The sequence below is a fragment of the Ovoidimarina sediminis genome (assembly GCF_032586175.1).
GTDB lineage: Bacteria > Pseudomonadota > Alphaproteobacteria > Rhodobacterales > Rhodobacteraceae > Ovoidimarina > Ovoidimarina sediminis.
Map to the genome: position 1 here is coordinate 190,772 of NZ_JAWHTE010000006.1, position 12,191 is coordinate 202,962.

12 protein-coding genes are annotated in these 12,191 nt (G+C 66.1%); 4 read left to right on the forward strand and 8 right to left on the reverse strand.

Going from position 1 to position 12,191, the window contains the following annotated elements:
- Positions 1-15: 15 nt before the first annotated feature.
- From RXV90_RS09820 to RXV90_RS09835, 4 genes are read right to left on the reverse strand one after another with little or no spacing between them, the layout of a single operon-like run.
- Positions 16-2,112, reverse strand: a complete 2,097-nt coding sequence (locus RXV90_RS09820; RefSeq protein ID WP_316648442.1) for a hypothetical protein — start codon at positions 2,110-2,112, stop codon at positions 16-18.
- Entirely contained in the window at positions 2,113-4,917 is a 2,805-nt protein-coding gene (locus tag RXV90_RS09825; RefSeq protein WP_316648443.1) for a DUF4159 domain-containing protein, read from the reverse strand.
- On the reverse strand, positions 4,917-5,792 hold the full coding sequence (locus RXV90_RS09830; RefSeq protein ID WP_316648444.1) for a DUF58 domain-containing protein: 876 nt from the start codon (positions 5,790-5,792) through the stop codon (positions 4,917-4,919). Before RXV90_RS09830 ends, RXV90_RS09825 begins: the two co-directional genes overlap by 1 nt.
- Positions 5,789-6,796 (reverse strand): AAA family ATPase, encoded by a 1,008-nt coding sequence (locus tag RXV90_RS09835; RefSeq protein ID WP_316648445.1) that lies wholly within the window; start codon positions 6,794-6,796, stop codon positions 5,789-5,791. The genes RXV90_RS09830 and RXV90_RS09835 overlap by 4 nt, the downstream gene beginning before the upstream one ends.
- 83 nt (positions 6,797-6,879) lie before the next feature.
- Here RXV90_RS09835 and RXV90_RS09840 point away from each other — a divergent pair, with 83 nt between their 5' ends.
- Both RXV90_RS09840 and RXV90_RS09845 read left to right on the forward strand, forming a co-directional pair.
- Positions 6,880-7,470 carry a DUF1285 domain-containing protein gene (locus RXV90_RS09840; protein ID WP_316648446.1) on the forward strand — a complete coding sequence of 197 codons (591 nt, stop codon included), beginning with the start codon at positions 6,880-6,882 and terminating at the stop codon, positions 7,468-7,470.
- 77 nt (positions 7,471-7,547) lie between these two features.
- Positions 7,548-7,832 (forward strand): DUF2798 domain-containing protein, encoded by a 285-nt coding sequence (locus RXV90_RS09845; RefSeq protein ID WP_316648447.1) that lies wholly within the window; start codon positions 7,548-7,550, stop codon positions 7,830-7,832.
- Here RXV90_RS09845 and RXV90_RS09850 read toward each other — a convergent pair.
- Positions 7,791-8,675, reverse strand: coding sequence for an S-methyl-5'-thioadenosine phosphorylase (locus tag RXV90_RS09850; RefSeq protein WP_316648448.1), 885 nt, complete (start codon positions 8,673-8,675; stop codon positions 7,791-7,793). The genes RXV90_RS09845 and RXV90_RS09850 overlap by 42 nt on opposite strands.
- A gap of 355 nt (positions 8,676-9,030) precedes the next feature.
- Here RXV90_RS09850 and RXV90_RS09855 point away from each other — a divergent pair, with 355 nt between their 5' ends.
- Positions 9,031-9,240, forward strand: a complete 210-nt coding sequence (locus RXV90_RS09855) for a hypothetical protein (RefSeq protein WP_316648449.1) — start codon at positions 9,031-9,033, stop codon at positions 9,238-9,240.
- Positions 9,241-9,561: 321 nt separating this feature from the next.
- Here RXV90_RS09855 and RXV90_RS09860 read toward each other — a convergent pair whose 3' ends face one another.
- Positions 9,562-10,539, reverse strand: a complete 978-nt coding sequence (locus RXV90_RS09860) for a hypothetical protein (RefSeq protein ID WP_316648451.1) — start codon at positions 10,537-10,539, stop codon at positions 9,562-9,564.
- Positions 10,540-10,587: 48 nt separating this feature from the next.
- Entirely contained in the window at positions 10,588-11,193 is a 606-nt protein-coding gene (locus RXV90_RS09865) for a flavin reductase family protein (RefSeq protein WP_316648452.1), read from the reverse strand.
- 83 nt (positions 11,194-11,276) lie between these two features.
- Here RXV90_RS09865 and RXV90_RS09870 point away from each other — a divergent pair, with 83 nt between their 5' ends.
- A complete protein-coding gene (locus RXV90_RS09870; protein ID WP_316648454.1) occupies positions 11,277-11,774 on the forward strand; it encodes a GNAT family N-acetyltransferase in 498 nt (165 codons plus the stop codon).
- Here RXV90_RS09870 and RXV90_RS09875 read toward each other — a convergent pair.
- Positions 11,771-12,187 (reverse strand): hypothetical protein, encoded by a 417-nt coding sequence (locus tag RXV90_RS09875; RefSeq protein ID WP_316648456.1) that lies wholly within the window; start codon positions 12,185-12,187, stop codon positions 11,771-11,773. The genes RXV90_RS09870 and RXV90_RS09875 overlap by 4 nt on opposite strands.
- Between the last annotated feature and the right edge of the window lie 4 nt (positions 12,188-12,191).

Below are 12,191 nucleotides of genomic sequence, written 5' to 3' on the forward strand. Positions count from 1 at the left end.
GGCCGTCGCGGGCCTTCAGCGCACCGGCGTGCCGCGCCGCCCTTCCCAGAGCCAGGCCCCGATCGCCAGGAGCGTGGCGACGAGCAGGAAGAGCCAAGCGGGCAGGATCGGCCGTACCGTGATATCCGCCGTCAGGAAGGCCTCGCGCGGTGTGATCCCGATCCAGCCGCGGCCCGCCGCCGGGCGGCCCTCGCGCACGCGGCGGATATCGACCGCGCCTTCAGAGATCGGCATCACCCCGCCCCGGCGCGCATCGACAAGCGGGTCGAGCACCGCCGAGGTGGCGATCGTGGCCTCGAATTCGCGCGGGGCGGCGGGGCCGAGGGCGATCACCGCCTCCTTCTCGCCGTCCGAAAGGCGGTAGAGCCCGATTTCAGGGCCCTCATAGGTGGTGGTGAAGAGCCCGGGCCGGCTTTCTTCGAGCGGCACAGTGACAGTTTCGCCGTCCGGCCCGGTGACATCGACGTCGTTCGCCGTTTCCGACAGGGTGCGGCGGGTGATCGTCATGGTCTGGCCCACGGCAGAAACGCTCATCGCCTCCTCCTCGAGCTCGGGTTCCTTCATCATCCAGTGGGCGAGCCGCCGCAGCAATTCAAGCTGCGGCCCGCCGCCTTCGTAACCGCGCGACCAGAGCCAAGCGTGATCGGAGGCCAGGAGCGCAACGCGCCCCTCGCCCACCCGGTCGAGGACCAGAAGCGGGCGGCCCTCGGCCCCGGTCATCACCGCGTCGCCCGAGGTTGCCTCGACATCCACGTGCCGCATCCAGCGGCCCCAGGGCAGGTCATCCGCCTCGTCCGCGAGCATCGCGCGGGGCGAGTGCGCCGCGAGCCCTTCGGTCACCGGATGCCGCTCTCCGATCTCGGTCACTTCGGGGGTGAAGCCCTGTTCGATCACCCGGCCCGTGGGGGCACCGGGAATGATCTCTCCCAACGGAGAACGAAAGATCGAGTTGGCGGTGGCGTAATCGGGGCCGGCGGCGATCAGCACGGCCCCGCCCGTTTCGACGTAGCCCCGCGCATTGTCGAGGTAGATCGACGGCAGGATGCCGCGGCGCTGGTAGCGATCGAAGATGATCAGGTCGAACTCGTCGATCTTTTCGAGGAACAGCTCGCGGGTGGGAAAGGCGATGAGGGAGAGTTCGTTGACCGGCACGCCATCCTGCTTTTCCGGCGGGCGCAGGATGGTGAAGTGCACGAGATCGACGGAACTGTCGGATTTCAGGAGATTGCGCCAGGTGCGTTCCCCGGGATGCGGTGCACCGGAGACAAGCAGAACGCGCAGCCGGTCGCGCACGCCGTTGATCTGCACGACGGCTGCGTTGTTGCGGTCGGTCAGTTCGCTCTCTTCCGGCGGGACGGTGAACTGCAGGACGTTCATTCCGCCATGGGGCAGCGTTACCGGCAGGTCGAGGTCGCGGCCAACGGGCACGTCAAAGCGCTGCGGCTCGCCCCCGTCGATCGAGATCTCGATCGAGGCCATGTCGCCCATGTCGGCGGGCACCGCGCCCTGATCCTCGATCCTGAGCGTCAGCGTCACCGGCTCGCCCAGAATGGCGAAGGCGGGGGCGTTTTCGATCACCAGCCGCCTGTCCCAGTCATCCGGCCGCCCGGTCAGGAGGACGTGAAGGGGCGCGGGAAGATCCGGCGCGCGTTCGATATCGTGCACCTGCCCGTCGGTGATCAGAACCGTACCCGCGATCCGGGCGCGCGGTTCCTCGGCCATCACTTCGGCCAGTGCGCTCATCAGAAGCGTGCCCTGGTCGCCTTCGCCGTCGCCAAGCGTCGCGATGCGGAGTTCGGTGTTTTCAAGCTGGGCGATCTCGGCTTCCAGCGCCGCGAGCGCCTCCGCCGACTGATCGGCCCGGTCGGCGATCTGCTGCGAGGCGCTTTCGTCGACGATGGCGATGACGATATCGGTCAGCCGGTCGCGATCCTCGGTCTGGAGCGAGGGGTTCGCGATCCCAAGAAGCAGTGCCGCGATCGCGGGGCCACGAAGCCACCAGCCAGAGAGCCGCCGCCAGAGGGCGAGCGCGATGAAGAGAAAGCCCAGCGCCGTCGCCACCCAGAGGATCGGCAGCGGCACGAGCGGATCGAAGATGACGGATCCGTCCATCTATTGCCCCAGCCTGTCGAGAAGCGCGGGCACATGCACCTGATCGGATTTGTAGTTGCCGGTCAGCACGTGCATCACGAGGTTGACGCCGAAGCGATAGGCGATCTCACGCTGCCGTTCGCCGGTGAAGCCGCGGCCCACGGGATACATCGGGCGGCCGTTCTGATCGGTGGCCCAGGCGGCGGCCCAGTCGTTGCCGCCGATCACGATCGGCGTCACATTGTCGTTGAGGTTGCGGAAGGGCATGCCTTCGACCCGTTCGGCATCGGCGGGCGCGGCCTCGACCCAGACGTCGCGGCTGATGTGCCGCCCCGGGAAATCCTGAAGAAGATAGAAGGTGCGCGTCAGCACGTGGTCGTCCGGCACCGGTTCGAGCGGCGGGATGTCGAGGGGCCGCGCGATCTGCTGGAGCCGCCGGCTGGCCGGGCTGGTCGTGCCGCCGAAGCGGGCGACATCGGCATCACGGGTGTCGAACACGATCATGCCGCCCGACCTGAGATAGGTGTTGAGCTTTGCATATGCTTCGTCCGAGGGGATCGGCTGGGTGGCGGATACAGGCCAGTAGAGGATCGGGAAGAAGCTGAGCTCGTCGGTTTCGAGGTTCACCGCGATGGGCACCGCCGGTTCGATGGAGGTGCGCGCATAGAGCACCTCGCCCAGCCCGCGCAGACCGGCGGCGGCCATCTGATCGAGGCTTGGATCGCCGGTGATGACATGGGCCAGCACCACCTCGGTCGTGGCAGTGATCGCGAAACCATCGCCATCGCCCGGCGGCGCCTCCTGTGCCGCGAGCGGTGGGGCGGCGAGCGGAACGGCAAGGATCAGAGTGACGGCGGCCGCGGCATTCCGGGCCGCGCCCTGGCTGATGCGGCCCAGCCGCCCGCCGAGCCAGAGGGTTGCCAGGATATCGGCCATGAGGGCGAGAAGCGCGGCGGACAGGAAGAGCCCCTTGAGCGGCGTCTCGCGCGGGCCATCGAGCCCCTCGATCCGGGTATCGGCGGGCCAGGTCGCTGCCTCGATCTGTGCCTCCTGATCAATGACGTTGAGGGCAAGGCGCCGATCCTCGCCCGCGTAAAGCCCCGGCTGAAGATCGGGCCCGGGCCGTGCGGAAACGAGACGCTCGCCCGGAACGCCAGGCAGGGTGCCCGCATCCACGACTTCACCGAAGCCTGTCAGCACCTCGGAGGGCACCCAGGTCGTGCCCGCCATCTCTTCTTCGGTCGGTGTCGCCGGGCGGGTCGACACCGCGAGGCGTTCGAGCATCTGAACGAAGAGGCCCGAGAGCGGCAGGCTGGACCATTCCGCGTTGGCCGTGGTGTGGAACAGGACGACCTGCCCGGAGACGACGCGCTTCCTGGTGACAAGCGGCGTGCCGTCGGCCAGCGAGGCGATGGTGCGGTCGGCCAGCGAAGGATCGGGTTGCGCCATGACCTGGGCGGTGATTCGCACCTCGTCATTCACCGGAAGGCCGAAGAAGGGCGACTCTTCGGGGAAGACCCGAAGGGCCTTGGGTTCCCCCCAGCTCATCCGCCCGCCGATGGACCGGCCGCCTGCGCGCAAACGGACGGGCATCAGCGCGTCTTCCACATCCCGAGAGATATCGCTGGCGGCGAGGCGCGGGCCCGCGAAGCGCACCAGAAGCCCGCCTTCCTTGACCCAGGTCAGCAGCGCTTCGGATTCGTTGGAGGACAGCCGCGCCACGTCGGCCAGGATGATCGCATCGGGGTTCGCCAAAACGATTTCGTCGATTGCGCCTTCGATGAGGTCGGCGGTCGGCTCAAGCGCCTGTTCGAGGTAGTGGGTGGGTGACAGAAGCTCCAGCCCCTCGCGATCCTCGCGACCGGCGACCAGCGCGACCTCGCGCCGCCGGAGCGTATCGTCGGCAAGCGACACCGCGCCTGCCGAACGCACGCCGTCGATCTCGAACCGGGTGATCCGGTTTCTGAGTTCGGGCGGCAGGGAAAGCGCGATTTCGGCTTCGCGTTCGCCCTCTGCAAACGACAGCGTGCCGCGGACGAGCGCGCGCGGCGTGCCCGCGGGGTCGAGCCCGTGGCCGATCACAGCCGCCTCTGTCGCGTCCCCGGCGGCGGCGCGGGTGCCACTGACGATCAGCGTGCCGTCCTCGAAGCGCGCGGGGCGCAGGGCAAGGATCTGGCGGGGGCTTTCGAAGACGGTCAGCGCGCCCGCGTCTTCCACACGCTCAAGCAGGGGCGCGCGCCAGTCATGGGCGAGGCCGTCGGACATCCAGAACGTTTCCACCCCGCTGAGGTCGAGCTCGTCCCACCAGGACAGGATCGTCTCTGCCTCCGGCACCCATGGCGCGGGGGCGAGGCTTGGCAGCCGTGCGAGAGCGGCCTCGGCGGGCTGGAATTGCAGCGTGCCCTGCGGCAGATCCGTCAGCACCACCATCGCGACAGGCCGCCCGGAGCGCGAGGCTTCGGACAGAAGGCCGTCAAGCCGCTCCATCCGCCGCGTCCAGTCGCGCGCGTCGGCCCAGGTGCCGTCGACGAGAACGAGAAGCGGGCCTGACCCGGCCTCTTCCTCGACATCGGGGTTCAGAACCGGCCCGGCGAAGCCGGTGATCACCGCCGCGATCGCCAGAACCCGCAGCAGGAGCAGCCACCAGGGCGTCTTGTCGGTTTCGTTATCCTCGTCCTCGAGGCCAAGCAGCAGCGCAACGCCCGGAAACCGCCGCCGGATCGGCGCAGGCGGCACGGCGCGCAGGAGGAACCACAGGATCGGCAGCAGCACGAGCCCGAGGAGAAGCCAGGGGGCTGTGAAGCCTATGGGCCCGAGAACCAGCATCAGTGCACCCTATCCATCGCCTGGTAGAGCCACAGAAGCGCCGCCGTGGCGGAGTGATCGGTGTGGTGCACCTCGTATTGCCAGCCTGTGAGGCGGGCGAGCGACCGGAGTTCTTCTTTCCGCTCCGCCAGACGATCCAGGTAGCGGTCGCGCAGGTCGCGCGCCTTCTGGGTTTCGAATCTGATCGTTCCACCAACGCTTTCGAAGATCGTACGTCCGTCGTAGGGAAACGCCTCTTCCGCCGGGTCGAGAACCTGGACAAGCGCACCTTTCACGCCCTTGTCCGCGGCCTTGGTCAGCGCGGCGCGGGCGGGCGAGATATCGCCCAGGAAGTCCGACAGGAAAACGGCGCGGGAATGGGCGATCATGCCGCGCGTCTCGGGCGCGCCGTATTCCGTCGTCTCGTCATCCTGCGACAGGGCCTCGGCAAGCCTCAGCAGTTGCAATTCGCCCGAACGGGGCGGCAGCGAGTTGTCGGCGAGGCCCACGCGTTCCCCACCGCGCGTCAGAAGGACGGCGGTGGCAAGGGCGATCGTGCGCGCCACCAGCGATTTCGTCTGAAGGGTATCGGAGGAGGCGAATTGCATCGATTGCCCCCGATCCACCCAGATCACGACGCTTTGCGCCGCCTGCCATTCCTTTTCGCGCACGAAATGGATGTCGGACCGGGCCGAACGGCGCCAGTCGACCATGCGCATCTCGTCCCCGGCCTGGGCCGGGCGATATTGCCAGAACTCGTCGCCCATCCCCGGGCGGCGGCGGCCGTGTTCGCCCAGAAGAACGGTCGTCGCCAGATGTTCCGCCGCTGCGAGAAGCGGCGGCAGCGGCCCGGCAAGCGCCTCGGCCCGCGCGCGGAGATCGGCGGGTGTTATCACGCGGCCGCCTCGACCTGCGTGATCCGTGCGGCAACCTCTTCGATGATGTCAGCGAGGTGCAGTCCACGAGCGCGGGACGCGAAGGTTAGCGCCATGCGGTGCGACAGGACCGGGGCCGCCATTGCCGCGACATCCTCGGCCGAGGGCGCGAGGCGCCCGTCGAGAAGTGCCCGCGCCCGCACCGTCAGCATGAGCGATTGCGCCGCGCGGGGGCCCGGGCCCCAGCCCACGTTATCGCGCACGGTTTCGGGCGCGCTTTCGTCATCGGGGCGGCAGGCGCGCACCAGATCGAGGATCGTTTCCATGACCGTTTCGCCCACGGGCATCCGGCGGATGAGGGCCTGCGCGGCGATCAGTTCCTCGGGGGAGAAGACGTTGGTCGATTCTTCCTCGCTGACGCCGGTTGTCGCGATCAGGATATCGCGCTCGGTTTCCCGGCTGGGATAGGGAACGTCGATCTGCACGAGGAATCGGTCAAGCTGCGCTTCGGGCAGGGGATAGGTGCCTTCCTGCTCGATCGGATTCTGGGTGGCGAGCACGTGGAAGGGCACGGGAAGCGCATGGGGCTGGCCCGCGATCGTCACCGATTTCTCCTGCATCGCCTGCAGAAGCGCCGATTGCGTGCGCGGCGAGGCGCGGTTGATTTCGTCGGCCATCAGAAGCTGGCAGAACACAGGGCCTTCGATGAACTTGAACGCGCGAGAGCCGTCGGCCCCGGTTTCGAGCACTTCGGAGCCGAGGATATCGGCGGGCATCAGATCGGGTGTGAACTGCACGCGCGCGCCGTCGAGGCCAAGAACCGTCGACAGCGTATCGACGAGTCTGGTCTTGCCGAGCCCCGGAAGCCCGATCAGAAGACCGTGGCCGCCGCAGAGAATCGCCGACAGAACAAGGTCGACCACCCGCGGCTGACCGATGAAGCGTTTCTCGATGCTGGCCTTCGCCTCGGCCAGTTTGCCGCCAAGCGCCTCGATCTCGGCCACAAGATCCTGACTGTCGTCCATGGTGTCGCTCCTGCCTCTCATGTAGGACGTATTATCTGGAACTATCTTTCCAAGGACAAATGGCAAAGTCGTGTAGTGACCAGATGAGCGCCGAATCCCCTCCGCCCCCCGACGCAAAAAGCCTCGAGACGAGCGCGCGTGCCGCATCAAAGGGCGGTTTGCCACCGATTCACCTGTGGAATCCGCCGGATTGCGGGGAGATCGATATCCACATTGCCCGCGATGGCACGTGGTATCACGAAGGATCTGAGATCCGGCGCCCCGGCCTTGTGCGGCTGTTTTCGACGATCCTGCGCAAGGAAGGGGATCGTTACGTTCTGGTCACCCCCGTCGAGAAGGTGGGTATCCGCGTCGACGACGCGCCCTTCGTTGCAGTGGATTTCGAGGTTTCGGGCAGCGGAACGGATCAGAAGATCATCTTCGAGACGAATGTGGGCGATCTTGTTACCGCCGGAGACGCCACGCCGATCCGCATCACACGCGATCCCGAAACCGAGGAGCCATCGCCCTATGTGCTTGTGCGGGACAGGCTTGAGGCGCTGATCGACCGAAAAAGCTTTTACCGTCTAGTCGACATCGCAGAGCCCCGTGTGCACGCGGGCGAAACTTGGTTCGGCGTCTGGTCTTCGGGCCGGTTCTTCCCGATCGCCCCGGCCGGGGATGGCGCCGGCTGAGACCGGTCTGTGCAAATCTGCGGGATGACTCTGCCTGGGAATGGCGGTATCCAGCGGAGATCGCACAGGGAATATCCATGCTGCCGAAGAAATATGCACCGATCCTGTTTGCACTGCTTCTGTCAGGAGGCATGTCCTGCATGGTGTGCTTCGTCGCGACGGTGAAATCGATCGGGATGCCGGCGGAATTCGTCCGGCTTTGGTTGTCGGCCTGGCTGACGAGCTGGTGCGTCGCCTTCCCGGCCGCCTATTTCTTCGCCCCTGTGGTGCGGCGCATCGTGGATCGGCTGACGCGCGAAGACATCACCGATGCGCGCGACCTAACCGGCGGACGCGAGAACCCGACCGGCAACCGCGTCTAGCTTCGCCACAACCTCTGGATCGCGCCTGTCGGGTGCCGTCAGAATCGCGTAGTCGAGCGCCCGGTCGCAGCCGTGCGGGCATGGGGCGCGTTCGGCCCCCAACAGCCCCGGAAGCCGCGCGACCATGCCCTTGGCCTTGTCGGCATTGCCCAGAAGGGTGCGGATGATCTCGTTCACGTCGACCTCGCCGTGATCGGGATGCCAGCTGTCGTAATCGGTGATCATGGCGACGGAGGCGTAGCAAAGCTCTGCCTCGCGTGCGAGCTTGGCCTCAGGCATGTTCGTCATGCCGATCACGTCGCAACCCCACACCTCGCGGTAGAGCTTCGATTCGGCGAGGCTGGAGAATTGCGGCCCCTCCATCGCGAGATAGGTGCCGCCATCGTGGACGGTGATCCCCTCGGATTCCGCCGCTGTCTTCGCCGCCGTGCCGAGACGCGCGCAGGTCGGGTGCGCCACGCTGACATGGGCGACGCAGCCGGTGCCGAAAAAGGATTTCTCGCGCGCGAAGGTGCGGTCGATGAACTGATCGACGATCACGAAATCGCCCGGCGCCATCTCTTCGCGGAAACTGCCGCAGGCAGAGACGCTGAACACATCCGTCACGCCAAGCCGCTTCAGCGCGTCGATATTGGCGCGGTAGGGCACGGTGGTGGGGGAATGCACATGGCCGCGTCCGTGGCGCGGCAGAAAGGCCATCCGCACGCCCTGAAGCACCCCCGTCAGGATCTGGTCCGACGGCGCGCCCCAGGGCGTTTCGACCATCTGCCACCGGGCGTCTTCCAGCCCGTCGATTTCGTAAAGGCCCGATCCGCCAACAATCGCGATCATGGTTTCCGTCATCCCGACCTCCGCTGTGCCTGTCAGCGGGCATACTGTCGGGCGCTGAGCCGAATGCAAATCGAAAGAACGTCAGAGAGAGAATCCGGCAACGCGGGGCCGGGTGATTCTGGCGGCCCCGCGCCCTGAGCCCTTCATCTTTAAGGTTAACCCCCTGAATTGTGGCGATCCCGCCACAATTGGGCATGCGTGGGTGATGCAGCACACAGAACGGGCCAAATAAGATCCGCTTAAGTAATCTCGCTCACATTCAGTGACACAAAAAGTCCTTACAACTCCTCTCATCCGCCCCAATGCGGACCGTTTCAAAGGCGAAAACATCCTTAACGAAACGACAACGAGTAACGGAGTAACCAAAATGCTGGACGCAACGAACATGATCCAAGCCGCCACCTTCCGGGCCACCGATCCCGCCCAGGCCATCTACCGCGGCCTTCTGGCGTCCTTCACGGACGAGCAGCTTGCCCAGATCGAGGAAGAGCTTGGCACCTTCTCGCGCACCGGCCTGGTTCCGACCGCGCTTGAAGACCTGCTGAACGCCGGCGCCGAAGTTCCCGCCGCCGCGTAAAGCCCTGTACAAGCGGGTGTGTGTTTGCCCGCTTTCTGCGAAAAAGCCGCGCTTGTGAAGCGCGGCTTTCGTTGTTTCCGTGCCAATGTCGGTGAAGATGCACCGGAAATGCGATGCTGATGCCACCGCGCGCTGCCTGGAAACAAGAATGAGAACGACCCCCGCCCCGATCAGAACCGTAACGCCCCACTGCAGGAGTGGCAGAAACCACGAAAACCCACGGCATCGGAAAGCGTGAAGTCCCGGGCAGGCAGGTGCGCGAAGGCCCGCGCTTTTTTCCAATCACATGAGGGGACGTCAGGCGTCTGGTTGGCCGGGCTCTCAGACGTGAAGATTGCCACGCACCGCATCGGTTCCAAGCATCGTGGCCAGCACGGCCTCCTCGACCTCGGCGACGAGGCGGGCGTAACCGGATATGCCTGCGAGGCGAAGGAAGCCCCGTGTCCAGGCGCCGTTGCAGGACACCTCGACCTCGGTTTCGATCTCCTGCGGTCCGGTTTGCGTGAGCTGAGCGACTTCCCGATCCCCGGCGTCCGTCTGGCTTGCGATCGCGAGCGACCCGTCGCTCCCGCGTGTCAGGGTATAGTCCGTTCCGTGCCGCATCAGCATCGCGCCCAGATAGACCGCATCCGCCCGGAAGCGGCCATCGCCCATGGGCCGGAGCGCGGTGAGCCCCTGCGGCTGCGGCCGCTTCTCAAGCGCCGCACGCCGTGTCAGCGCGTCTGGGCAGGGCGTGGCGAGGCGGGTGGTGAAGGTCACGGTAAAGCAGGAGGCAGGGCTGAGAAGCCCGGCAACGAACACGGTCGGCGGGATCAGGAACGGTGCGCCGGCACCGGCGGTCAGCCCGCCCAGGATGATGATCAGCATGGGCCGGGTCTCGCCCCGAGGTTGGGCATAGAACAGGGCCGCCACGATTACCGCCACGATGGTAAGAATCAGCAGGCCCAGAATGATCCAGAGGCCCACCGTCGGTTCGTTCGGTTCGGAGATGTTGGATCGGATCCTTGCGCGCACCTCCGCAAAAGCATCCTGACCGTAGCGCAGATCCCAGGCGAACGTACCGAAAAACAGGAGGTAGGATGCGACGCCGATCAGCGCGACGAAGGCGGACGGATGGGCATGGACCCAGTCGGCCGCCAGATTGTCATAGGTGATGAGGGCATAAAAGACCGCGACACCGAAGGCGGTTGGCACCCAGGAGGGTAACCAATCGAAAGCGCGCCTGATCTGTTTGAGGTTTGAAGACATCGCCTCGCCCATCCCGAAGATTGCAACCAGTGTCGGCAACGAATCTGGCATGAGAGTGACGGATCGGGCGCATCACGCTTTTGTGCGTGGATCGGCGTGCTACTCGCCCGGACGCGAGAGGCTGAACTTTTCGCGGATCACGCTGTAATCGCGATAGCCCATCCGCGTCAGCGGGTTGAAAGCGAGCACGTCGAAGATTCCGTCCTTCAGGCAATCGTCTCGCATGTGCACCCCCGTGACCTCGCCCACGGCAAGGAAGTTCGCCTCGCCTTCGAGCTTCACGATCTGGGACAGGCGGCATTCGAGGTTCGCGGGCGCGGCGGCGACGCGGGAACAGGGAATGGTTTCACACTCCACCCGCGCGATCCCCGCATCCTCGAACTCGTCCACCTCCTTCGGCCAGGGGCCGGATGTGCGGTTCATCACGTCTTTCATCGCGTATTCGACGATGTTGACGCAGAAGACGCCCGTTTCGCGGATGTTCGCCATCGTGTCTTTCGTGCCGTCGCGGTCGGGCTTCGCGCTGGTCGAGGCGAACATCACCTGCGGCGGCACATAGGCGACCGCGTTGAAGAAGGAATACGGCGCCAGGTTTTCCGAGCCGTCCGCGCCGCGCGTCGAGATCCAGCCGATCGGCCGGGGCGTGACAATCGCGTTGAACGGGTTGTGCGGCAGGCCGTGGCCGTCCTCGGGGCGATAAAACATGCGCGGTCTTCCCTGTCGGTTTGTCCCTCACCTACCGGCGTGCTACGGGCGATTCCAGCCGAAAACTGTGACGGAGGCGGCGGGTGATCACCCTCGCGCAGGAAACGCCGGAAGACTGGTGGGAGGTCGAGGCCCTTTACGACCTCTGCTTTGCGCCGGGGCGCGAGGCGCTGTCGTCCTACCGGCTGCGTGACGGCGTGGAGCCGGTTGGCCATCTTTGCCTGACCGCGCGGGACGAACTTGGCATTCTCGTGGGCGCGATCCGGTACTGGCCGGTTTCGGTGGGCGGGGCGCCGTGCCTTCTTCTGGGCCCCATTGCGGTGCACCCGACGCATCAGGGCGAGGGGCTGGGGGCGGTTCTGATCGAGGAAAGCCTGTCGCGGGCGGCCGACTGGACGCGCGTGATGCTGGTGGGAGATGCCCCCTATTACGGGCGCTTCGGGTTCCGGAAGCTCAGCGGAGTCGTCATGCCGCCGCCGACGAACCCGGATCGGGTGCTGGGCCGCGCGCTTAAGCCAGCGGCATGGGACGGCATCGAAGGAACCGTCAGGAGCGTCGCCGAAACCGGCGATCCCGCCTAACCGTCTGCGCCATCGGCCCGGTCGATACGGTCGGCCTTCCGCCGGATCAGAACTGTTCTGAGATCGTGCATCGCGAGGAGAAGGGTGTCGGTCACCCCCTCGAGCTCTGCATCCGTGGCCTGCGACTGCGCCCAGGCCGCGGTGAGATTGAGGTGATCGACCGCGCGGTGGATATCGTCGAGCCGCCGTTCCGCCAGAACCGCCTGGCGGTGGGCCAGCCAATCGGCGATGGCCGCCTCGTCGGCCGCTGTCAGTTCGGTCGCGCCTTGCGGTTTCCAGTCGCCACGCTTGGTGTTCACGACAGCGATCTGGTTCAGTTCGAGCCGGCGTTCGGGATTGTCGGTCTCGACGCGATAGACCGCCGCGCCCTGCTCGCGCACCCTGAAGTAATACTCCGGAAGCTCGCCCGCCATGCCA